The organism is Marinobacter sp. ST-43 (assembly GCF_030541085.1).
Taxonomy (GTDB): domain Bacteria; phylum Pseudomonadota; class Gammaproteobacteria; order Pseudomonadales; family Oleiphilaceae; genus Marinobacter; species Marinobacter nauticus.
In genome coordinates this window covers 179,221-200,689 of the sequence record NZ_JASSVO010000004.1, presented here as the reverse complement: position 1 = coordinate 200,689, position 21,469 = coordinate 179,221, and the positions used below count along the sequence as shown (strand labels likewise).

Sequence of the window (21,469 nt, the reverse complement as noted above, 5' to 3'; positions counted from 1 at the left end):
GTGTGCCCGTGGCATCGATCCCTGTACCCGATCTCTGGCCCATAGCCCGAACCGGACAACGCTGGCTACTCAGAGCCAAACGCCGGGAAGCCGGTGTGGACGGTCATCGCATGATTTTTCTGGAACGCGGCCGGCCCGGTCCGGGGCGTCCGACCCTGGTGCTTATCCATGGCTTTGCCTCCATGAAGGAGAACTGGGCGCTCTGGATGCAGAAGCTGCCTTCGGACTGGCATCTGCTGATTCCGGACCTGCCGGGGCTGGGCGAAAGCCAGTATCAGCCGGCGGCCAGCTATCGCTACGAACGCCAGGCAGAGCGGCTGAGGGATTGGCTGTCTGAATACCCGGGCGACAACCTGCATCTGGCGGGCAGTTCCATGGGCGGTGCCATTGCCGCAATCCTTGCCCATAAGCTGAACCAGCCACCCCGCTCGGTCACACTGCTCAATAGCGCCGGCATCCCGGAACACCCGGATGTGGATATCAACGCGCCCTTCAAGTCTGATCGCGATGCCATTCTTATTCCTGGCGACTGGGCCGGCGTTTACCGCATGTTCAACAGCGTCGGGAATGGCAAGCCCACGGTACCCGGACTGGCCATGACCGGTCTGCTGGGGCCTGACCTGCTCAAACGGCAAGCGTCGCTGCGGCACATTTTCAACGATATGCTGGCCGATGCCCTGGCGCCCGCGCGATTTCTTGGCCCAGACACTCCACCCCTGCAAGTGCAATGGGGTGATCGCGACGTGATCACACCAACCCGTTGCGTAGACTGGTTTCGTACCGCCACACCCAATGCTGAAGTTCACGTGTTCCCGGGTGTCGGCCACCTGCCCATGCTGGAACGCCCGGGCCAATCCGCCAGGGTGTTGCAGGAGTTTGTTCAACGACAGGTGAGATAAAGCAATTGGCCTCTCTGGCCCATTGACCCGTCAGCGAAGTCATGGGGCTCAACCGTGCAAAGCGCCATAATCGGTTCCAACGAGCTCCCTTACATAACAACAACACACGCTGACGAGGAACATCATGCGCGCCTCTGTTTCCAATTCTCAGGATCTGGGCATGCCGGCCATCTACCTGCATACCCTGGCCGAGCTGCTTCATACCATTGGTGTTGATGAACGGGACCTGATTCTGAGAGTCGGTCTGGATCCCACCCGGCTCAATTCCACCGAACTTCGGGTCAGCCAGGCCCAGGCCAGCGAGTTTGTGACCCGGGCCATCATTGAAAGTGGTGAGCCGGGGCTTGGCATTCTGCTGGCAAGGGAACTCAAGCTGCCCCTGCACGGTGCACTGGGTACCGCTGTCATGAGCAGCCGCACGCTGGCCGAGGCTCTGGAGCTGATGACCCGTTATCTCACCTTGCGGGCACCGCATCTGAAGGTAGAGAAGCGAGTCGCAGGCAGCAATGTCTGGTACGCGGTCAAATGCGATATCGAGCTAGGCCCATTGCAGGGATTCGTTCTGGATGCGGTGCTGTTCGGCTGCGTTTCCATGGGGGCACAACTCACTGGCAGCCCGGTGCCCGGAACGCAGGTTTTGCGCCGCGGCCCGGAACCCAATCACTTTCACCGGTTCCGACGCTCCATCGGGGTGCCGGTGGACTATGGTGCCAGTGAAGATGCTCTGGTGATTCCTGCCAGCCAGCTCAATCTGCCGGTGCAGTTCAGTAACGATCAGTTGGCGGTCAGTTCGCGGGAACAATGCGAAACGGCACTGAAACAGCTAAAAGAAGATGCCGGGTTTGCCTGCCGTGTTCGACGGGTGATCGAAACCAGCCACCCGTTTCCGCCAAAACTGGCCCGGGTGGCCTCCACCCTGTATGTTTCAGAGCGCACCCTGAAACGCCGGCTGCAGGAAGAAGAAGCCAGCTTCCAGGCCCTGGTGGACCAGGTGCGCCTGGAGCGCGCGCGGGATCTGCTGGCCAGCACCACCATGAATCTGAGCCAGATTGCCGACAGCCTGGGCTATGCCGACGCCGCCAATTTTACCCGGGCGTTCAAACGCTGGACGGGGCTGAGCCCCAGCCACTTTCGCAACCGGGAACTGCAGACCGCGGAAACCGCCTGACTCAGTCGATGCCCAGAATCTTGTGCATCTGCAAGGTTAACCGCCATTGCGGATGCGCCAGGCAGTAGTCCGTGGCTTTGCGGGTATTGCTTTGCTTGATGGCATCCGGCCCACCCTCCGGCACAGACGGTGAGGCCATGGGTGACAGGAAGTAATGCCTCGCCTGGATGTGCAGAAATCGCTCCGGTGGCGCCAGCGGCTGCGGGTAGACCAGCTTCAGCTCATCACACTCGGCAATGACCACCTCGGCATCGGCTTTCGGGCTGACACACAGCCAGTCGATACCTTCGGGCGCAGGCAATGTGCCATTGGTTTCCACCCCAACCTCAAACCCGGCCCGGTGAAAGGCCCTGATCAAAGGCTCATCCAGTTGCAGCAGAGGCTCACCACCGGTACAGACCACATAGGGCCGGCCAGGAGCATCGGGCCACAGTGACCGGATATGGGCGGCCAGGGCCTCCGGGGTGTCGAAGCGGCCGCCATTCTGGCCATCGGTACCGACAAAATCTGTGTCGCAGAAATTGCACACCGCATTCGCCCGGTCTTTCTCACGCCCCGTCCAGAGATTGCATTTGCTGAACCGGCAGAACACCGCCGCGCGTCCAGCCTGGGCACCCTCACCCTGGAGAGTGTAAAAGGCTTCCTTGACGCGGTACATTAGGCAAGACGCTCGTAGGTCAGTGGATCGGTGACGCCGTTGGCGGCAAAGGCCTCCAGCCGCTCGACGCAGGAACCACAACGTCCGCACGCCTTGTCGCGGCCGTTGTAGCAGGTCCAGGTCTGGCTGTAATCGAGGCCCAGCTTGAGCCCTTCAGCCAGGATCTGGCCCTTGTCCATGGCCATAAAGGGTGCCTCAATGCCCACGGGCTCGTAGTTGGCCACCCGGCACACAGCATCCATTTTTTCAACAAACTCCGGCCGGCAATCCGGGTAAATGGCGTGGTCCCCGCCATGGGCTCCATACCAGACCGCGCCCGCCCCGGTAGTCACCGCATACCCGGTCGCCAGCGATAACAGGATCATATTGCGATTGGGCACAACCGTGGCTTTCATGGTGCCTTCTTCATAATGGCCTTCAGGCACTTCGATGTCGGACGTCAGAGAAGAGCCGGACATCACCTCACTCATGGCACGGATATCAATCACTTTGTGGGGGATACCTTCAGCCCGGCAAACATCGGCGGCCACATCCAGTTCCCGCACGTGGCGCTGGCCATAGTTGAAGGACAGGGCATGTACCTTGAGCCCCCTGGCGCGGGCCAGGTGCAACAGTGTGAAAGAATCCATACCACCGGAATAGATAACGACAACGGAGTCAGTCATGAGGGGTCAGCACCAGTTTTTCAGAAGGGTGTGTCATCGGGCTTTTACAAAGCGTGGCCATATTGTAACAGTGACAAACCGAGTTGGGTTCGCGTCCTGGCAAGATCAGGGGTAAACTCGAAAGAAAACGACAAAGCACCAGCACCGATTCAATGAGCTCAGACTTCAGCCCGGCCTTTATTGACTTTGAGGCGTCCAGCCTCGACCTGATCGCCAGCTACCCGATTGAGGTAGGCATCTGCATGCCCGACGGGGCACTGCACAGCTGGCTGATTCAGCCCCATGTGCTCTGGCAGGACTGGTCTGAAAGCGCGGAAACCATTCACGGAATTTCACGGCAACGGCTGTTGCAGGAAGGCATGCCGGTTAGCGAGGTGGCTCAGCAATTAAACAAGTTGTTGCCGGAGCAGGTATTCTGTGACGCCTGGACTTTCGACAGCTTCTGGCTACACAGGCTATTCCGGGCCGCCGGTGAGGTTCCGGCGTTTCAACTGGAATCCATTTCCATGCTGCTCGACCCGGGCCAGGTACGCCACTGGTCAGGCATCCGCCAGCAGGTGATTGCCGAACTCGGGCTGCCCGTGCATCGGGCAGCCAACGATGCACTCATCCTGCACAAAACCTGGGAACGGGTTATTTGCCGGGGCGAAGCCGCAGTGCAATAACTTCCAGGCCATCTCGGATGGTATGGAGTGTCCAGTAGGTGGCCAGTGCCATCAGCGCGGCACCAGTAAGCGTAAAGGACAGGTTCTCACCCACCACTTGCCCCTGCGCCATCACCAGATAAACGGCAACCGCTACAATCAGGGCAATCTCGACAATAAAATCAGAACGGAACTTGTTACGGGCAGGTCCGGGTTCTTCGGGCATTTTCTTCGGTTTCAACCTCTGGATATCAATTGGATAACTGGATGTATTGAGTGGTTGAATTATCGCCAAAGCCGCCATAAATGGCTGTACGAAGTAGTGGCTACGAACTTACCGAGATGGCAAAAAAAAAACGCAGCCCATCGGGCTGCGTAGAAAGGAGAGATCCATTCGATACCTGCCAGGCAGGTACCGCGGATTGCACAACGTAAAAACACGTGACAGGGAGAAGTATGAGGATTTCCCGCCGGTGCGTCTGTACGGGTTTGCCGAATGAGCTGGGCTATTGCAAACCGTCCAATTGCCTATACACTGATGACTGAACCGAATCCACAGAGCCGATATGACCAGGATGATTTCAAAGCACACCGTATACTCAGCCGCCGGTTGCCAGATTGGGCAGGCCGTGCGTGCCATGGTGAAAGACAGCTAACGGCTTTCGGTCAGTCCCGGGAGCCGTTGCGGCAACCGGGGCAGCTTCTCCGCCAGACCCCGGTTGCCTGTGAGGCTCCGGGGTTTTCTGTTTTTGCAGCCGCAAAACGACAAGGAGAACATCATGAGAAGACATCCGACATCACGTGCAGCGAACCAGCCCATGGCCAATCGTCAGGCTCCGATCAAGCGCCCGGAGAAGCTGCCGCTGCTGGATGCAATCTGCAAGAAACTCAATCAGCGAGTCAACCTGGATGACGAGCAGCGGGTGCTGGGTCTGTACGAGCGGGGCTGGATTTTCAAAGGCGTACTCAGCAATCTGGACGGCGCCGAAGCCCGATATGTCCGGGCTCTTGCGACCCGCTACAACTCCTGGATTGCCCGCCAGGTAGCCTGATCAGGCTTGCCGTCACGACCGCAGGCTGGACCGGTCAATGATGCCGGTTCAGCCCATCCATCATCGACAGATCACCGCCATGGACCATGGCGTAGTTGTTCACCACATCGTAAATCTTTTCCTGGGAATAGGGCTTCACTACATAGCCATTGGCGCCGGCACTGATGGCACGTTGAATACTCTCAATGGAATCGTCTGCCGTGACCAGCACAATATGCTGGTTCTCCCGAACCTGTTTGAAACGGGTCATCAGTTCGTGACCGTTACCATCCGGCAGTCCCAGATCCAGCAGAATGATCTGGAACTCACTGGCCTCGAACGCCGCCCTGGCAGACGCAGCGTCCGCACATTCAGACACGCTGGTAGCACCGGCTTTGTAAAGCATGTCGACCAGACGCTCCCGCATCACCGGCTCATCTTCGACCACCAGTACTCTGAGATCACTCATTACACTCTCCTGTTCTGTGCCCTGGCTCAGTAGGTATCGTTGCCGGTTCGGCGCGGCAAGTCCAGAGGTGCGGGCCCGGGGCGGACATCAACCGGTTCATCACCGGTGGGCCCGCCATGGTCACCGACGGACGGTGGCGCGGTCACCCGGGTGAGAATATTGGCAATGCTGACTGCCGTTGTATAGAGGGAAATGGAGACAATCAGCAGTACCGGCTGCACAAAGGCCACAAAGCCCGGAATCTCCGCGTTCCCGGTCATACTCAGGATCAGGATGATGGCCGGCCCAAGGACCACGAACAGCGTCAGGGCAATAAAAAACACAATCCGCTCTTTGTAGCGCCCCAGATCGCGATTGGTCACCAACCCCAGCACAAATTTGCCGATAGCCAGGCCGGCCAGAATCGCCGCAGCAATACTCAGGTCGGGCCGCATCAGGGACTGGTACAGGTTGCCATCCCAGAGCCGCTGCATGGCAATGACAAGAAACGGAAACAGTACGAACAGTATGTCGGCGTATGTGCCATACATCATGCTCAGGGAATAATGTTCCTGTTTTTGGTTATCGCTCATTGGCCTGTTCCTTTGTGGTTTTCGACGACCTCTGGTGGCCCTCAAGGGCCCGGTCAATCATGGCGTTCAGGGTGGTCAGTTCCTGTCGAATCATCCCCCTCTCTCCGGGGCTTGAGCGTACACATCGCTCAAGTATCCCTGCCTGTTCTGTCATCAACGGATAGCCCATGGCACCGGCGGTGCCCTTGATCTGATGGCTCTCGGACTGCAATTGCTGCAACTGTCCCTGGGCCAGTGCGGCTTCCATGCGCCGCTTTCGCTCAGCCAGGCCATCCAGGAAACGGTTCACCAGCGGACCAATGTCATCGTCAACCGCCTCGCCGACCCATTGTTCCACCGGCAGATAGCGATCCAGCAGGGCCTGCAGGTGGGCATGGTCAATGGGCTTGTTCAGCACCCCGTCGCAACCGGCCTCCAGCAAGGCTTCATTCTCTGCCTGATCACCAGCGGTAAAGGCAATGATCGGCCGCCGGAAGCCCGCCTGGCGCAAAAGCAGGGTGGCCGCAACGCCGTCCATGCCGGGCATGTGGCGATCCATAAGCACCAGTTTCACGGTTTCCGACAGGGCCCGGCGAACCGCCTCTTCCCCATTGGTCACCAGCAAGGGCTCTGCGCCGGTGCGGCGGAGCATCCGCTCCACCAGCCCACGGTTATCATCGTTGTCTTCGGCCACCAGCACCTTACCGCTGTACCGGTGACCCGAACCCACCGCCGTTTCCGCCGACAACGCCAGGTAACGGGCCAATACCTCGTAAAAGCGCTGCTTGTCGATGGGTTTGGCCAGGTGATCATTGCATCCCGCCAGACGATATTCAGCGATATCCTCGGCCATGACATTGGCCGTAAGCGCAACCACCGGGGTGTTAACACCTGCTTCCCGCAACGCCAGGGTGGCATCCCGGCCATTCATCACCGGCATCTGGATGTCCATCAGAATCAGATCGAAGTGCTCGCGGGTGGCGCGCTCCAGGGCTTCCGCGCCATTACTGACATGCACCAGCTCGGCACCGGTGCGCCCCACCAGCAACGACACCAGCCGGCGGTTTACATCGTTATCCTCGGCACAGAGGATGCGGCCCGACAACCGGGGCGCCATGACCATGGCAATGGCCCGGCGCCGCTGGCTGAATTCCGAGGCATCCCGCAGGAAATGAACCTGCGCGAGTTCACCGGTGCTGATGCACACTTCAAATTCACTGCCTTCACCATAGGTGCTGGACACCCGGATATCGCCGCCCAGCAGTTCCGCCAGCCTCCGGGATATACTGAGGCCGAGCCCCGTGCCGCCATACTGGCGGGAAATTGCGGTGCTGCCCTGGGCAAAGGGGTCAAACAGACGGTCCAGCTGTTCAGGCTTCATGCCAATCCCGGTATCCACCACCCGGGCGTAAAGCTTCTCGGCGCCCCGGTCACAGCGAATAATCAGGGAGATAGACCCATTTTCCGTGAACTTCAGGGCATTTCCGCACAAATTAATGATAATTTGTCGGTAACGGGTTGGATCGGTCCGGATCTTCTCGGGCAGGGGATAATCGCAGATGATACTGAAATCCAGGCCCTTTTCCCGGGCCCGGGGGGCGAAGAAGGCGCGGATTTCATCCAGTAACTCCGGCAGATTGACCGGCACCACATCAACATCCAGCTTGTTGGCGTCGATCTTTGAGTGGTCGAGGATATCGTTCACCAGCTCCAGCAGGTGACGCCCGCTGCGAACCACCGTTTCAGCGCTGCTGCGTTTCTCGGTTTCGTTCAGATCCGGGTCCAGCAGGGTTTCGCCATAGCCGATGATAGCCGCCAGCGGGGTCCGGATTTCATGACTCATATTGGCCAGGAACTGGCTCTTGGCCTGAGCGGAATTCCGGGCCAGCTCTTTTTCCAGCCGCTCCTGCTCCCGCTCCCGCTCGATCTGCAGGCGCTGATGGCTCTCGGTGGCGTCAATACAGGTGCCTTCGAGATGCATGGGCAGGCCCTCGGCATCATACACCGTGTGCAGGGAAATGGTGGCCCAGCGTTCCTCGCCCTGACGGGTCAGGTAACGCGCTTCAATACCCTTCACCGTACCCCGGGCCTCCAGTTGCTCGACCACCAGACGCCGCAACCGCTCATCGGCAATGCAGGTTTCCAGCACATCCGGATTACGCGCCAGCAGCTCACGGCTGCTGCTGTAGCCCAGCAACTCGGCCATGGCCGGGTTGGCGGTTACAAACCGCCGTTCCGGTGACATCTGGAACACGCCCTCAATGGCGTTATCAAACAGTGACTGGTAACGCCTCAGGTTCGCCAGAGCGCGCTGGTTCCAGGCCAGGGCCTCGCCCTGAACCTGCTTGATTCGGTCAGCCAGGGCAAAGGAAAACAGGATGATCTGGGCCGTCAGGCCGAACTGTGGCGAATAGCTGGTAAAGGTATTCAGCGGCAGGTAACCCATCACCGTCAGCGCATAGATACCAAACCCGATCAGGGCCAGGGTCCAGGCAAAGAAATAAGAGCGTGCTGCCGGGTTGTAATAGCGCCAGGACAGATAGCTGACCACAATCAGAATGATACTGAGCAGAATCGAGCCGACCACAATCCATTCCATGGCCACCGAATAGGGCATGAAAAACGACAAACCAAAGGTGGTGACGACAGAGGTCAGACATAACCGGAGTACATGATCCAGATCGGGCGAGCGTTGCCGGGTTTCCAGCAGCGAACGGGCCATCAACAGGCCAAAGAACCAGGTCAGGATAATCTGGAAAGGGAGGTATTCCTTGTTGAGCAAGGCTGGCCGGCTATCCAGCAACTGAACCCCGTGCACCTGTTCGGTACCGATGAATACCGCCGCACATACCAGGTAGAGCACGTAGTAGATGTTGCTGCGCTCCCGCACCGATACCGCCACAAACAGGTTGTAAGCCAGGATAGCCAGGATGGCACCCAGCAGCAGCCCGCGCACGGCTTCGTCGATGGAGACCTTTTCTATGTAATTGTCCGGGTGCCAGAGGGTAATCGGCAGGCGGAAGGTGTTGGTGTTGGTAATGCGCAGGAAAACCGTGGTGACGGTGTCTGGCGACAATCTGAGCCGGAAGGTCGGGTTTGGCACGGCCAGATCCCGTTCGTCCCAGCTGTCCAGATACCCGGTCTGGCGTTGTTCCACCAGTTGCCCATCCCGAACCAGATACAGCCGAACGTCGTCCACCAGTGGCAGCGCCAGCTCCAGTATCCAGTCCGACCGCGAGGTTAAACGGCGGGTGCTCAGGTCGAAGCGGGTCCAGTAGGCCGAGCCGGTATAACCGAAGTTAAGCACTCCACCCTGGTGACGGGTCAGCGTGTCCTCGCCTGCGGCGCGAACCTCATCAATCGTCAGTGACTGCTCAGGATCTTCCAGGTACCAGAGGCACTCGCCCAGATCCGGAATGCTACCGGTGTTGTGATCCAGCATGATCTGCCCATCCCGGCAGGCATTCTGGGCCTTCGCCACAGATGGCAAAACCAGAACGGCCAGAAACAGGAGCAGAACCACCGTCCGCACCGGGATATGGGCAAACCGTTGCTGCAAAATGTGATCTCCGCGCGGGTAGCTGCGTGCTTTATCGTTTATTGTCAGCACTTGTCACTTTAGCCGTTCACACGCTTTTTCGCACCCCGGGGTCACCTGAAATGAGACATTCCTGCCTTTTTGCTGCTGTTTCACTCACGTTACTGACACTCAGCGGGTGTCGGGTCGACAGTGGCGGCGATTCCTCGTCGACGTTAAATCCGGCCAGTAATGTCGATCTCACCTTTTCCAGCTTTACCTTGAAGGAGCAGACCAGCAACACTCTGTTTGCCGACCTTGTCCGGGCCGTGGAGCCGGATGCCGGCACCCCCGATTTGGCGGAAGCGGAAGACGTGGCCACCAGCATCCGCACTCAGGTTGGCCTCTTTGCCGGGCTGGACTACACCAGCGACGAACCGCCTCGCATAGGCTCTGTCAGAAATCCTCTGGATCTTATTCGTCGCGTAATTGGCGAAAACGAGGTAGCCAATTTCCAGGAAGGGCGCCAATACATGGTGCGCCGGATAGAACGGGGTGAGGCCGGGGAATACAACAACCGCACTAATCGGGTACAGGTTCGCTTTACCGACCAGACTGCTGCTCTGGAAGGCAAGCCGGTACAGGAATACAACTGGCAGTACCCGATCGTGAAGTGGGTTTATACACCGGATTCTTCTAACCGGGTAACACGTGTGCTTACCTGGGCAGCTTCCGGCACTTTTCCCGAGGAATCCACACGGCCCAGTGCGACCCTGGCGACCCAGTTCACTCCCGCCAGTTTTTCCTCAACCGGATACAACGACGGTGCCAGAACACAAACCGAGGGTTCAATCGTCATTGAAGGTGAGCGTGAGCTGTCTTTCACCCGAACCTATGAGGGGCTCGATTCAGACACCCTGATTATTGACGGCACCACGATAGGCACCAAAGACAACAGTGAAGGCGGGCCGGAATTCGAATTTGCTGGCGAACTCGTCGACTGCGTGAAAATCCGCATGGATTACGATGCCCCGAAAGTAATGGTATTCACCTCATATAATGAGGCGCCCGGCTCCAGCAATTACTGTTCTGAGAAAACGGAGGCGGACTACCAATATGCCACCATGCACACCGGCCTGAGGCCCTGATTGTTTACTGCAGATCCCAATTCTGCAGAAAGCCCTTTTTTCGGCAGATCATCCGTTCATACGTGGAAATCATGATGGCTGCGTGGGGGGCCTTGGTCAGGCGCAGGGTTTCAATCCGGCGCTCCAGGCGCTGCACTTCATCGCAGATCTGCTGCTGTACGTGGGAACGAACGCTGTCATGCTGATCAAGCTTGACGCTACGCTGCTCAGGCGGGGGAAATTGCGGCTTTTCCATAGTTAACCTCGTCCAATGAGTGTGGAAAACATCCTTATTGATTAATGCCAAGTGTGCCGAACTGTCAGACAAAGTGCAATTAGAATGAACAAGCTTTCACTTTTTTTGACAGATCCTGATCTCAGGCCTTGAGCGCCAAGGCCTGACACCTTAATGAAACGCTCAGGCCGCCACCAGTCTCCGCTGGTTTTCCGGCAACACCGGGAACTGCTTGCACACAGTGTAGACGAAACGGGCCAGGGCCGGTAAGTGATGGCCCACAATCGGAAAACCGGTGTTCAACAGGCTGACGGAAATATCCCGGGCCGGGTCCGCCCAGCACAGTTTGTTGATCAGCCCGACATGGCCAAACGCATAACGGCTTTGCTGGCCCCACAGGCCTACAGGATTGCTGCCCAGCATCATACCGGCACTGAATCTCATGGGCACCAGCATGGTTCTGTCCATCTGCAATGAGCCAAATTGCTGAATGGCACGGCGAACCGTGAGTTCACTGCAGATGCGCTTGCCATTCCAGATTCCACCATTGAGCATCATCTGAAAGAAGCGCCCCATTTCTTCGGCTGTGCCGCACAGATTTCCGGCGGGGATCACCGCCTCCTGGAACCGGGGGTCGTTGGTGACTCTTTCAACCGTGCGGATATCACCGCCCAGCGCGCGGTTCACCACCCAGGACACCGGAAATCGGGGCGTCGGGCCGGTCGCATAATTGCTGGCCAGCTCATGCAGGTGTTCGGGGGCGATGCCGTAGGTAAACCACTTCATACCCATGGGTCGGCGCAGGTAACGATCCAGGTAGTTTTCAATGGTGTCCCCGGTCACCTTTTCCAGAACCCGCTGCAACACAAAGCCACCGGTAATGGCATGATAGGCCACCTTGGCGCCGTCCACTTCCACCGGCCTGGCGGCGCAGAGCAGCCGCCAGATTTCGTCGCGGTCCCAAAGCACGTCGATCGGGGTTTCCCGGGGTATCGCAGGGATACCGCCACGGTGAGAGAGAATCTGGTGCACAGTAATCGTACGCTTGCCGTTACGGGCAAATTCCGGGCAGTAGTAGGACACCGGGTCCATCAGGTTGACCAGCCCCTGCTCGGACAACATGTGCATGAGCAGCGCGGTGACCGCTTTGGAGGCGGAAAAGAAACAGATCGGGGTATCGGTAGTCATGGGAATGCGCGGCAACGAGGCCGGATCGCGAGGACCATTACCCCGGGCGTGCCCGATCGACCGGTGCAACACCTGCTCGCCACGATAACGCAGGGACAACTGAATACCTGGATGCACACCCGTTCTGTAAAGGGCCTCAACACTGCGCCAGACGGCTTCGGCGGCATTGCTGTCGAGCCCGACCCGATCCGGATGTTCACCGGCGGTGTCGCAAAATGTCACCGGGTTCAGGTCCCGAGGCACATTACAGGTATGCAGGGCACGGCGGGCGAGTGAATGCATGATAAACGCCTTATCAGTCTTGTTATTGGTTGGTGCGCCAGAGGTTTTTCGAACGGGGCCGGAAAACGTGACTATCTGAAACCATTATGGACTGGCTGAACCGCCTGTGCCATGGCGATACAGTTCCGACCCTGTTTTTTGGCCCGATACATCGCCTTGTCGGCGGCAGCGCAAAGTGCATCCAGGGTATCGCCATGGTCGGGAAAGACCGCCACGCCAATACTGATGGTCAATCGAATGTTGTGGCCGGATTCCAGGGCCACCGGCTGATTACAGACACGCTGGCGCAACCGCTCTGCCGTTTCCTCCGCTTCCGCAACGTCCATTTCTGGCAGAATAAGGACAAACTCCTCGCCCCCGAAACGGCCCAGGGTATCAACACTGCGGACGCTGTCCTCGAGCAGACTGCTGATGGAACAGAGCACGGAATCCCCTGCAGCGTGACCCCAGGTATCGTTGATTTCCTTGAAGTGGTCAAAGTCGATCCACAATAACGCGAGGGGACGGTTGTACCGACGCGCCCGCTCCAGCTCTTCGATCAGCACCCGTGAGCACTCCCGGCGGTTGAGCACGCCGGTCAGTGAGTCCCGCGTCGCCAGTGCTTCGAGCTCGTTTTCCAGTTGCTTGCGGTCGGAAATATCCAGAATAATGCCCTCAAGCACCATGGTGCCGTCATCATCCAGCACACCGCAGCCCCGCTCCCAGACCCATATCTTCCGGCCGTCCTTGCGGGTAATGGCGTACTCGACGGAAAAGGACTCATCTTTGCGGACCGCCGCTTCCACGTCCTGCGCGACCTGTCCGGCGTCTTCCTCATCCATCAGGGCCGCGTAGCTGGTGATTCGATTACGAATCAGCTCCTCAGGTTGATACCCCGTGAGATCGGCACACCCGGCCGATACGAACAACATGGTCCAGTCTTCGTCGGGCAGGCAGCGGTAGGCCATACCGGGCAGGTTATCCATCAGCACCGTCAGCTGTCGTTCACGGCGACGGAGCGCCCGGCGCTGGTCGGCTTGCAGGGACAGCAGCAGGCGATCCTTGTTGAGCTGGCGCAGAATCACCGTGAACAGCACCAGGCCGGTCACCACCACAAACAGAAACCCTTTCCAGGTCTGAACCAACGACAACATGCGGGGATCTGGAAACCAGAGCTCGACGATACGATCCGAGAAAGTAATCCAGATAAACCCGGCCACCAGATACACCAGTGTTGTCCACAGCGCCCGTCTTCGCGGACTGTGGCTTTCCTTCAGTCGGGTCAGCCCCGGATAATCCGGCCGTTCTGGCTGCATGCCAATTTCCTTGTCGCCTCAAGCTTCCTATACAAAAAATAGACAGTTACGGCTCATGAGTCGAGAAGGATTTGCAGTTTCAGTCGGGATCGATGACACTAAACGTGACACATGATCGCGTTATGGATAACAAGAATGAGATTGCACCAGCATCTGCCTCGGGCCATTGTGGCCACCATTACCATCGGCCTGGCTGCCTGTAATGGCGGTCACAGCCCATCCGCTGCCGTTCAGGCCCATGCCGCCAACAGCAGCCCGGCGAGCCCGGAACTGGCCGCGGTTTACCAGCGGTCCTGCCAGGCCTGCCACGCCCGAGGCACCTCGGATGCCCCCTTGACCGGCCACGGCGAGGCCTGGCAGCCAAGGCTGGCCAAAGGCATGGAAACCCTCGTGGATAACGTGGTCTCTGGTATCGGTGGCATGCCACCCTACGGGCTCTGTATGGACTGCAACGCCGAGCAGTTCCGCCAGCTGATTCGCTTTATGGCCACACCCGCCGAAGCGGAGGACCACTGACGATGCAACGGCGCCATTTCCTGCAGTTACTGGTCAGCACTGCCATCGCCAGCCATCTGACCGGTGCCACCGCCAGTGAGAGCGCATTGCCGGCTGCGGGCGAGCCATCACAAAGCCCTTTGCCCTGGCGAAACTGGTCCGGCTCCCAGACCTGCCTGCCCGAAAACCGGATTGCTCCGGCCAACATTGACGAGCTCCGGCATCTGCTGCAGCACTCTGACCATGCGGGGACTACCATACGGCCCGTGGGGTCCGGGCACTCATTCTCGGCCCTGGTACCCACCGACGGCATTCTGGTCTCATTGGCGCGCATGACCGGTGTTCTGAGCCACGATGATCAACAGTGCCAGGCCCGCATCGCTGCCGGAACTCTGCTGGGGCAGGTGGGCCGGCCGCTGGACGCCATCAACCAGGCATTGTTCAACATGCCGGACATCGATCAACAGGCATTGGGCGGGCTGTTGGCCACCGCGACCCACGGCACCGGCGCCGGGTTGATGAGCCTGTCCGGCTATGTCGAAGCCCTCACGCTGATGACTGCCGGGGGCGAGCTGCTGGAATGCAGCCGGCACCAGCACCCGGAGATTTTCCACGCCGCCCGGGTTGGCCTCGGCTGCCTCGGCATTGTGACCGATGTGACCCTGCAGAACACCCGACCTTACCGGTTGCGCAAGACCACCGAGTGGCTACCGCTGGAGGATATTCTGGATTCTGCCGATGCCCGCGCCGACCAGCATCGCAACTACGAGTTCTATTACATTCCATTCTCCGGCATGGGTTTTACCAGCCAGCATGATCTGACCGACGAACCGGTATCGGCCACCGCCCAGATGGACCAGAACGACGGCGCCCGGGATCTTCAACGGGCGCGGGACTACCTGGCCTGGTCGCCCCGGTTACGCCGGCTGATCCTGGGCGGCTATATCCGCTCCCTGGACAAAGAAGTGAAAGTGGCCGCGTCCTGGCAGAACTACACCAGCGACCGCAATGTCCGTTTCAATGAAATGGAATACCATTTGCCGCGGGAAAACTGGCAGGCGGCCTTCCGGGAGATTATGTCTGTAGTGGAAGCACAGTTTCCCGAGGTGTTCTTTCCCTTCGAGGTTCGCTTTGTGAAGGCCGACGATGCCTGGCTGAGCCCGTTTTACCAGCGTGATTCCGTTTCCATTGCGGTACACCGGTTCTTCGAGGAAGACTATCAACCCATGTTCACAGTGCTGGAGCCGATTTTGCTGCGGCACGGCGGCCGGCCCCACTGGGGCAAGCTCAACACCCTCAAGTCCGGTGATTTCCGGGCCCTGTATCCCAGGTGGCGGGATTTTCTGGAGGTGCGGCGCAGCCTGGACCCGGGCGGGCGGTTTCTCAATCCTTACCTGGCCGGCCTGTTCGAGACGACGGGGGAGAGCACGTAACCATGGCCCACAGTGATGCCTTCGTTCGACAACGTCGCCGGCTTCTGCTCGGCGCCACCGCCCTGGGTGCCGCCGGCGCCCTGGCCTGGTTGCGACCAGAAGCCCGCCGGGACGGACATAACCTCTATTTCCGGGCTCTGGACGTTGCCCTTACTGAAGCCGGCCAGGCAACCCCCACGCTGGTGCTGGATCAGGCCAGGCTGGAGCACAACCTGTCGGCCCTGAACAGCCACCTGAACGGCGAATACCATTACCGCATTGTGGTCAAATCACTGCCGTCACTGCCGCTTCTGCAACGAATCATGGCGGCCACCGGCAGCAACCGGCTGATGGTTTTCCACCAACCCTTTCTCAACACCGTGGCCGAGGCCCTGCCTCAGGCGGATGTGCTGATGGGCAAGCCGCTTCCGGTGGCCGCCGTTGACCGTTTCTACCAGCAGCTCACATTCAGTACCAGCGGCTTCCGGCCAGAACAGCAACTGCAATGGTTGGTGGATTCCCGGCAGCGGCTTGAGGCCTATGAAGGTTTCGCCCGGGCACAACAACGCCGGCTGCGGATTAACCTGGAGATCGATGTTGGCCTGCATCGTGGCGGGTTTACCGACACCGGTGACCTGGCTCGGGTCCTGACCATGATTGAACGCTCGCCCTGGCTCAGTTTCAGCGGGTTCATGGGCTACGAACCTCATATCATAAAAGCACCGGGGCCAGCGGCCTGGCTGCGGGACCGGGCCATGGCGCGGTATCAGGATTACGTGTCCACCGCCGAGCAACACCTGGGTCGCTCACTGACAGACCTGACACTTAACACCGGGGGGTCCACCACCTATCAGCTCTATCGCGGGCTGTCCGGCGAGCTGCCCGTGAATGAGCTCTCCGCCGGTTCCGGCCTGGTAATGCCCACGGATTTCGACCTGCCAACACTGTCTGACCACCGGCCCGCGGCGTTCATTGCCACGCCGGTCCTGAAGCTGCTGGAAAGCACACGAATTCCCGGCGCACCCGGGCTGGGCAGGCTGCAGGCACTGTGGAACCCGAACCGGGCCCGCACGGCTTTCATCTACGGCGGCAACTGGCCGGCAACGCCGGTGTCACCGGCAGGATTAACCGATAACCCGGTCTACGGCCGATCCAGTAATCAGGAAATGCTGAATTTCGCCGATGGGCTCGATCTGGCAGAGGGCGACCGGGTGTTCCTGCGGCCGCACCAGAGCGAATCGGTCTTCCTGCAGTTTGGAGACCTGGCCGTCTTCGATCCGACCCGGGGAGCGATTACCGACCGCTGGCCGGTGTTCCGGGAAGGATGAACTCGTTGGCGGCACATGCTTTAATCGGTGCTACGTTCGATCCAACCAACAGGAACCGTCATGACCCCCGCAATCAACGCCGCCAAACAGGCCCGGGTGAATTTCATCATTCACGAGTATGAGCACGATCCGGCTGCGGAAAGCTATGGCGAGGAAGCGGCGGAAAAAACCGGTGCGAACCCGGCCCAGGTGTTCAAGACCCTGGTAGTCAGCCTCGATGGTAAGAATCTGGCGGTGGGCATCGTACCGGTCACCGCCATGCTCGGTTTGAAACAGATTGCCAAGGCTGCCGGCGCCAAGAAAGCCGTCATGGCCGACAAACAGCTGGTGCAGCGCACCACCGGCTATGTCCTGGGTGGGGTCAGTCCCCTGGGCCAGAAAAAACCTCTGAAAACCTTCATCGACCAGTCTGCCGAGGGCTTCGAAACGGTCTTTGTCAGTGCTGGCAAACGGGGCTTGGAAATCGAACTGGCACCCGCCGATCTGGCCCGACTGACCCAGGCCCGGTTCGCTCCGCTGCAACAGGAGTAAGGGGGTGAATCACGCCAGCGACCTGATCCTTATCGGTAGCACCCTGCTGCTGGCACTCGCGGCCCACGCCGTGGGCCAGAAGGTACACGTGCCCCGGGTGACCCTGCTGCTGTTGCTGGGCGCCCTGGCTGGACCGGATCTTCTTGACCTGCTGCCGGATAACGCAGACCAGAGCTTCAGCCTGATTACCCAGTTAACCCTGGCGATGGTGGGGTTTCTGCTGGGTGAACGAATGTCGGCACGGGATCTCAGGCAGGGAAAGGAAGCGCTGATTGTCAGCCTGGCCGTCACGTTGCTGACCGCCATGGCCGTCATCCTGGCGGTCTGGGCCGTAACCGGCAACCTGCCGGCGGCTCTGCTGCTGGGCGGCATCGCCACCGCCACGGCACCGGCAGCGACCCTGGATGTCCTGCGCGAAGCGGGCGCCAACGGTCCGCTCACCCGGCTGGTGTTTCAGGTGGTCGCCATCGACGATGCCTGGGGCGCCATACTGTTCAGTGTTCTGTTGGTGGCGGCCGGTCTGTTGCTGGGCAACGGCGACCTGAGCGGGCCCACGGCCATGTTGCACGGGCTCTGGGAAGTGGCAGGCTCGGTGCTGCTGGGTATGGTACTGGGGTTTCCCATGGCCTGGCTGACCGGGCGGCTACGGCCGGGTGAACCCATGCTGCTGGAATCCGCCGGGTTTGTCTTTGTCGCGGCGGGGCTGGCCAGCTGGTTTGGCCTGTCGTACCTGCTGACCTGCATGACTCTGGGCATTGTGGTGGCGAACCGAGCCCGACATCACGTTCGGCCGTTCCGTTCCATCGAAGGCATTTCCGAGCCCTTCCTGGCACTGTTTTTCTTCATGGCCGGCTACCAGCTCGACTGGCTGGCGCTACCCACCCTCGGTGCGCTTGGCCTGGCCTATGTACTGGCCCGCATTGGCGGCCGGCTGGCCGGTGGTTACCTGGGCGGCCTGCTCGCCGGCTCCGCTCCGGAAACCCGGCAACGTATCGGTGCCTGCCTGATGCCCCAGGCCGGCGTTGCCCTGGGCCTCGCCCTGGTGGCCACCGAACGGCTGCCGGAGCTTGGCTACATTCTGCCTCTGGTGATTGGCGCTACGGTGGTATTCGAGTTGATCGGCCCGCCAATGACGCTGCTTCAGCTACGCAAGGCCGGTGAAACCGGACAGGGCTACCAGGAAGAGCCAGACCAATAAAAAACCCGGTGAGCTTCAAGCGCACCGGGTTTCGGGGATTCATGCCGGGCCCGTGGCCCGGCTGAAACACTGGCCTTACTTCACGGAATCCCGTGCCTCGGCCAGGATCTTGTTGAAAGTGGCGCTCGGCTGCATAACCTCGCACACCTTCTCCATGGGCGGGTGGTAGTAACCACCGATATCGGCCGGATGGCCCTGCACCACGGTCATTTCTTCCAGGATCTTGTCCTTGTTCTCCTCCAACTGGGCAGACAGCTTGGTGAAGAATTCTTTCAGTTCCTTGTCTTCATCCTGTTTGGAGAGCTCTTCCGCCCAGTAGCGGGCCAGGTGGAAGTGTGAACCACGGTTATCCAGCTCGCCGGTTACCCGCGACGGAGACTGGTTGTTTTCCAGCAGTCGCTCGGTGGCCTTGTCCATAGTCTGGCCCAGCAGGCGGGCACGCTCGTTGTTCTGCTTCTCGCCCAGCTCGTCCAGGGACACCGCGGTGGCCAGGAACTCACCCAGGGAATCCCAGCGCAGGTGGTTTTCCTGAATCAGCTGCTGTACGTGCTTGGGTGCGGAACCGCCGGCACCGGTCTCATACAGACCACCGCCGTTCAGCAGCGGCACGATGGACAGCATCTTGGCGCTGGTGCCCAGCTCCAGGATCGGGAACAGGTCGGTCAGGTAGTCACGCAGCACGTTGCCGGTGACAGAGATGGTGTCCAGGCCGCGAATCAGACGCTCCATGGTCCAGCGAATGGCGCGAACCGGAGACATGATGCGAATGTCCAGACCTTCGGTGTCCAGTTCAGCCAGGTAGGTTTTGACCTTCTTGATCAGCTGGGCATCGTGGGCACGCTCATCGTCCAGCCAGAATACGGCCGGCATGCCGCTGGAGCGGGAACGGTTAACCGCCAGCTTGACCCAGTCGCGGATCGGCAGATCCTTGGTCTGGCAGGCACGCCAGATATCGCCTTCCTCAACCTTGTGCTCGGTCAGGACAGTGCCGTCTTCGGCCACAACGCGCACGACACCGTCTTCCTTCATTTCGAAGGTCTTGTCGTGAGAGCCGTACTCTTCGGCTTTCTGTGCCATCAGGCCCACGTTCGGAACGGTACCCATGGTGGTGGGGTCAAACGCGCCGTGGGTCTTACAGAAGTTGATCACTTCCTGGTAGATGGTGGCGTAGGTGGACTCCGGCATCACCGCCTTGGTGTCCTTCAGCTTGCCATCACGGGCCCACATCTTGCCGGAGTTACGGATCATCGCCGGCATGGAGGCGTCGACAATGACGTCGCTCGGCACGTGCAGGTTGGTGATTCCTTTAACAGAATCGACCATGGCGATTTCCGGACGGTGCTCGTAGCACGCGTGCAGGTCTTCCTGAATCTGCTCCTGCTTGGATTCCGGCAGTTGCTTGATCTTCTCGATCACGGACGACAGGCCGTTGTTCGGGTTAACGCCGATTTCCTGGAACAGCTCACCGTACTTGTCGAACAGCTCCTTGTAGAAAACCTTCACCGCGTGACCGAACACGATCGGGTGGGAGATTTTCATCATGGTGGCTTTCACGTGCAGGGAGAACATCACGCCGGTGTTCTCACAGTCGGCGATGGCGTCCTCAAAGAACTTCACCAGCGCCTTCTTGCTCATGAACATGCCGTCGAGCACTTCGCCTTCCTGCAGCGGCAGGTCGGATTTCAGAACGGTCTGTTCGCCCTTTTTGTTCTCGAACACGATGCGGGCGTTGGTGGCCTTGTCCAGGGTCACGGACTGCTCGCTGGAGTAAAAGTCGCCACCGCGCATGTGCGCCACGTGGGTACGCGAGGCCGGACTCCATTCGCCCATGGTGTGCGGGTACTTACGCGCGAAAGCCTTGACCGCGGCCGGCGCGCGACGATCGGAGTTACCTTCACGCAGCACCGGATTAACGGCACTGCCCAGCACCTTGCTGTAGCGGGCGTGAATTTCTTTCTCTTCGTCGGTCTCCGGGTGCTCCTTGTACTCGGGCACCTTGTAGCCTTGCTCGTTCAGTTCTTTGATCGCGGCACGCAGCTGCGGAATGGACGCGGAGATGTTCGGCAGTTTGATGATGTTGGCGTCCGGATCCTTGGTGTACTCACCCAATTCAGCCAGGGCATCCGGAACCCGCTGGTCTTCCTCAAGGTAGTCCGGGAAGCCTGCCAGAATACGCGCCGCGAGAGAGATGTCGCTGGTTTCGAAGTCGATGCCAGCCGGCTTGGCGAAGGTTTCCAGGATGGGAAGCAGTGACCGGGTCGCGAGGGCGGGGGCCTCGTCGGTCAACGTGTAGACAATCTTGGCTTTGGATGATGTCATTTTCGTCCTCAGGCTATTGGGTGGGTTCAGGACGGTCATGGCGCGGTCGGGCGTCTTGTGAACGTCCGGTCGGGCCAGTGACTGATTCGGAACTTTTGATAGACCTACTAAGATAGCATTTTTTACAAAATTTTGGTTACGATCTTAGTATAAGAACGGACTTAAAATGCCTGATCTTCCGTGACAGGACGATGAAATGGCGGGAATTTACGAAACTTTCTAACATTTATCAGGTATGGGGTAAGCGTGACAGGGGGAGAGCTTTCCAAAACACGCTGTGAATACCTCCCTGTACGCTCTGCTCCGCCATCCATGGCTCCGCAAGGTTTTGGAAAGCTCTCCCCCTGCCACGCCCAAACGATGTACGGGTAGTCCAATTTCATCGTCGCAGAGTTCGCAAATATGGGCTGTTTTGTCGACAAAACAGCCCATATCGGCACACTTCACATTCCCCTTT

20 protein-coding genes are annotated in these 21,469 nt (G+C 59.3%); 10 read left to right on the top strand and 10 right to left on the bottom strand.

Annotated elements, in window-relative coordinates; translation table 11 throughout:
- Window positions 1–8: 8 nt before the first annotated feature.
- Both QPL98_RS08480 and QPL98_RS08475 read left to right on the top strand, forming a co-directional pair.
- Window positions 9–899 carry an alpha/beta fold hydrolase gene (locus QPL98_RS08480; protein WP_153739731.1) on the top strand — a complete coding sequence of 297 codons (891 nt, stop codon included), beginning with the start codon at window positions 9–11 and terminating at the stop codon, window positions 897–899.
- A 124-nt stretch (window positions 900–1,023) separates the two neighbouring features.
- Complete coding sequence (locus QPL98_RS08475; RefSeq protein WP_022991831.1) at window positions 1,024–2,067, top strand: AraC family transcriptional regulator; 1,044 nt, start codon at window positions 1,024–1,026, stop codon at window positions 2,065–2,067.
- Between the two features lies 1 nt (window position 2,068).
- Here the strand turns inward: QPL98_RS08475 and queE are convergent, their stop codons facing one another.
- Together queE and queC are read right to left on the bottom strand one after the other, a co-directional pair.
- Window positions 2,069–2,725, bottom strand: a complete 657-nt coding sequence (gene queE / locus QPL98_RS08470) for a 7-carboxy-7-deazaguanine synthase (protein ID WP_114434682.1) — start codon at window positions 2,723–2,725, stop codon at window positions 2,069–2,071.
- Entirely contained in the window at window positions 2,725–3,390 is a 666-nt protein-coding gene (gene queC / locus QPL98_RS08465) for a 7-cyano-7-deazaguanine synthase QueC (RefSeq protein ID WP_272998915.1), read from the bottom strand. The genes queE and queC overlap by 1 nt, the downstream gene beginning before the upstream one ends.
- A gap of 152 nt (window positions 3,391–3,542) precedes the next feature.
- Here queC and QPL98_RS08460 point away from each other — a divergent pair, with 152 nt between their 5' ends.
- Complete coding sequence (locus QPL98_RS08460) at window positions 3,543–4,055, top strand: hypothetical protein (protein ID WP_022991828.1); 513 nt, start codon at window positions 3,543–3,545, stop codon at window positions 4,053–4,055.
- On the opposite strand, the gene QPL98_RS08455 is transcribed toward QPL98_RS08460, so the two are convergent.
- Entirely contained in the window at window positions 4,024–4,260 is a 237-nt protein-coding gene (locus tag QPL98_RS08455; RefSeq protein ID WP_153739730.1) for a hypothetical protein, read from the bottom strand. The genes QPL98_RS08460 and QPL98_RS08455 overlap by 32 nt on opposite strands.
- 553 nt (window positions 4,261–4,813) lie before the next feature.
- On the opposite strand from QPL98_RS08455, the gene QPL98_RS08450 reads away from it, so the two are divergent.
- Complete coding sequence (locus tag QPL98_RS08450; protein ID WP_031209774.1) at window positions 4,814–5,086, top strand: hypothetical protein; 273 nt, start codon at window positions 4,814–4,816, stop codon at window positions 5,084–5,086.
- A gap of 34 nt (window positions 5,087–5,120) precedes the next feature.
- Here the strand turns inward: QPL98_RS08450 and QPL98_RS08445 are convergent, their stop codons facing one another.
- Genes QPL98_RS08445 through QPL98_RS08435 form a run of 3 tightly spaced genes read right to left on the bottom strand, consistent with a single transcriptional unit; the run spans window position 5,121 to window position 9,644 of the window.
- Window positions 5,121–5,534, bottom strand: coding sequence for a response regulator (locus tag QPL98_RS08445; RefSeq protein WP_011783682.1), 414 nt, complete (start codon window positions 5,532–5,534; stop codon window positions 5,121–5,123).
- A gap of 26 nt (window positions 5,535–5,560) precedes the next feature.
- On the bottom strand, window positions 5,561–6,106 hold the full coding sequence (locus QPL98_RS08440) for a hypothetical protein (protein ID WP_011783681.1): 546 nt from the start codon (window positions 6,104–6,106) through the stop codon (window positions 5,561–5,563).
- Window positions 6,096–9,644 carry a 7TM diverse intracellular signaling domain-containing protein gene (locus QPL98_RS08435; protein WP_303293081.1) on the bottom strand — a complete coding sequence of 1,183 codons (3,549 nt, stop codon included), beginning with the start codon at window positions 9,642–9,644 and terminating at the stop codon, window positions 6,096–6,098. Before QPL98_RS08435 ends, QPL98_RS08440 begins: the two co-directional genes overlap by 11 nt.
- Window positions 9,645–9,745: 101 nt before the next feature.
- Here QPL98_RS08435 and QPL98_RS08430 point away from each other — a divergent pair, with 101 nt between their 5' ends.
- The gene (locus tag QPL98_RS08430) at window positions 9,746–10,750 is read left to right on the top strand and encodes a hypothetical protein (RefSeq protein ID WP_011783679.1); all 1,005 of its coding nucleotides are present in this window, start codon (window positions 9,746–9,748) and stop codon (window positions 10,748–10,750) included.
- 4 nt (window positions 10,751–10,754) lie between these two features.
- Here QPL98_RS08430 and QPL98_RS08425 read toward each other — a convergent pair whose 3' ends face one another.
- From QPL98_RS08425 to QPL98_RS08415, 3 genes are all read right to left on the bottom strand, one after another.
- Window positions 10,755–10,985, bottom strand: coding sequence for a hypothetical protein (locus tag QPL98_RS08425; protein ID WP_041656059.1), 231 nt, complete (start codon window positions 10,983–10,985; stop codon window positions 10,755–10,757).
- Between the two features lie 162 nt (window positions 10,986–11,147).
- Window positions 11,148–12,434: a serine hydrolase gene (locus tag QPL98_RS08420; RefSeq protein WP_153739728.1), complete on the bottom strand. Its 1,287-nt coding sequence runs from the start codon at window positions 12,432–12,434 to the stop codon at window positions 11,148–11,150.
- Window positions 12,435–12,505: 71 nt separating this feature from the next.
- Window positions 12,506–13,729 (bottom strand): sensor domain-containing diguanylate cyclase, encoded by a 1,224-nt coding sequence (locus tag QPL98_RS08415; protein ID WP_303293080.1) that lies wholly within the window; start codon window positions 13,727–13,729, stop codon window positions 12,506–12,508.
- Between the two features lie 135 nt (window positions 13,730–13,864).
- Between QPL98_RS08415 and QPL98_RS08410 the strand changes: the two genes are divergently transcribed.
- The 5 genes from QPL98_RS08410 to QPL98_RS08390 are packed head-to-tail and all read left to right on the top strand — an operon-like array spanning window position 13,865 to window position 18,693.
- Window positions 13,865–14,245 (top strand): cytochrome c5 family protein, encoded by a 381-nt coding sequence (locus QPL98_RS08410; RefSeq protein WP_041654417.1) that lies wholly within the window; start codon window positions 13,865–13,867, stop codon window positions 14,243–14,245.
- A gap of 2 nt (window positions 14,246–14,247) precedes the next feature.
- Window positions 14,248–15,657 (top strand): D-arabinono-1,4-lactone oxidase, encoded by a 1,410-nt coding sequence (locus QPL98_RS08405; protein ID WP_303293079.1) that lies wholly within the window; start codon window positions 14,248–14,250, stop codon window positions 15,655–15,657.
- A 2-nt stretch (window positions 15,658–15,659) separates the two neighbouring features.
- Window positions 15,660–16,964 carry a DSD1 family PLP-dependent enzyme gene (locus QPL98_RS08400; RefSeq protein ID WP_222180480.1) on the top strand — a complete coding sequence of 435 codons (1,305 nt, stop codon included), beginning with the start codon at window positions 15,660–15,662 and terminating at the stop codon, window positions 16,962–16,964.
- Window positions 16,965–17,024: 60 nt separating this feature from the next.
- Window positions 17,025–17,495, top strand: a complete 471-nt coding sequence (ybaK, locus tag QPL98_RS08395; RefSeq protein ID WP_011783672.1) for a Cys-tRNA(Pro) deacylase — start codon at window positions 17,025–17,027, stop codon at window positions 17,493–17,495.
- A gap of 4 nt (window positions 17,496–17,499) precedes the next feature.
- Window positions 17,500–18,693: a cation:proton antiporter gene (locus QPL98_RS08390; RefSeq protein WP_121208062.1), complete on the top strand. Its 1,194-nt coding sequence runs from the start codon at window positions 17,500–17,502 to the stop codon at window positions 18,691–18,693.
- Between the two features lie 75 nt (window positions 18,694–18,768).
- Here QPL98_RS08390 and QPL98_RS08385 read toward each other — a convergent pair whose 3' ends face one another.
- Window positions 18,769–21,012 (bottom strand): NADP-dependent isocitrate dehydrogenase, encoded by a 2,244-nt coding sequence (locus QPL98_RS08385; protein ID WP_011783670.1) that lies wholly within the window; start codon window positions 21,010–21,012, stop codon window positions 18,769–18,771.
- Window positions 21,013–21,469: the final 457 nt, after the last annotated feature.

Bases quoted from the DNA above. Each gene is read 5' to 3' on its own strand.
- QPL98_RS08430 (WP_011783679.1), top strand. From the start codon at position 9,746: ATGAGACATTCCTGCCTTTTTGCTGCTGTTTCACTCACGTTACTGACA.
- queC (WP_272998915.1), bottom strand. From the start codon at position 3,390: ATGACTGACTCCGTTGTCGTTATCTATTCCGGTGGTATGGATTCTTTC.
- QPL98_RS08385 (WP_011783670.1), bottom strand. From the start codon at position 21,012: ATGACATCATCCAAAGCCAAGATTGTCTACACGTTGACCGACGAGGCC.
- QPL98_RS08440 (WP_011783681.1), bottom strand. From the start codon at position 6,106: ATGAGCGATAACCAAAAACAGGAACATTATTCCCTGAGCATGATGTAT.
- QPL98_RS08455 (WP_153739730.1), bottom strand. From the start codon at position 4,260: ATGCCCGAAGAACCCGGACCTGCCCGTAACAAGTTCCGTTCTGATTTT.
- ybaK (WP_011783672.1), top strand. From the start codon at position 17,025: ATGACCCCCGCAATCAACGCCGCCAAACAGGCCCGGGTGAATTTCATC.
- QPL98_RS08410 (WP_041654417.1), top strand. From the start codon at position 13,865: ATGAGATTGCACCAGCATCTGCCTCGGGCCATTGTGGCCACCATTACC.
- QPL98_RS08400 (WP_222180480.1), top strand. From the start codon at position 15,660: ATGGCCCACAGTGATGCCTTCGTTCGACAACGTCGCCGGCTTCTGCTC.
- QPL98_RS08420 (WP_153739728.1), bottom strand. From the start codon at position 12,434: ATGCATTCACTCGCCCGCCGTGCCCTGCATACCTGTAATGTGCCTCGG.
- QPL98_RS08460 (WP_022991828.1), top strand. From the start codon at position 3,543: ATGAGCTCAGACTTCAGCCCGGCCTTTATTGACTTTGAGGCGTCCAGC.
- QPL98_RS08445 (WP_011783682.1), bottom strand. From the start codon at position 5,534: ATGAGTGATCTCAGAGTACTGGTGGTCGAAGATGAGCCGGTGATGCGG.
- QPL98_RS08425 (WP_041656059.1), bottom strand. From the start codon at position 10,985: ATGGAAAAGCCGCAATTTCCCCCGCCTGAGCAGCGTAGCGTCAAGCTT.
- QPL98_RS08450 (WP_031209774.1), top strand. From the start codon at position 4,814: ATGAGAAGACATCCGACATCACGTGCAGCGAACCAGCCCATGGCCAAT.
- QPL98_RS08475 (WP_022991831.1), top strand. From the start codon at position 1,024: ATGCGCGCCTCTGTTTCCAATTCTCAGGATCTGGGCATGCCGGCCATC.
- QPL98_RS08415 (WP_303293080.1), bottom strand. From the start codon at position 13,729: ATGCAGCCAGAACGGCCGGATTATCCGGGGCTGACCCGACTGAAGGAA.
- queE (WP_114434682.1), bottom strand. From the start codon at position 2,725: ATGTACCGCGTCAAGGAAGCCTTTTACACTCTCCAGGGTGAGGGTGCC.
- QPL98_RS08405 (WP_303293079.1), top strand. From the start codon at position 14,248: ATGCAACGGCGCCATTTCCTGCAGTTACTGGTCAGCACTGCCATCGCC.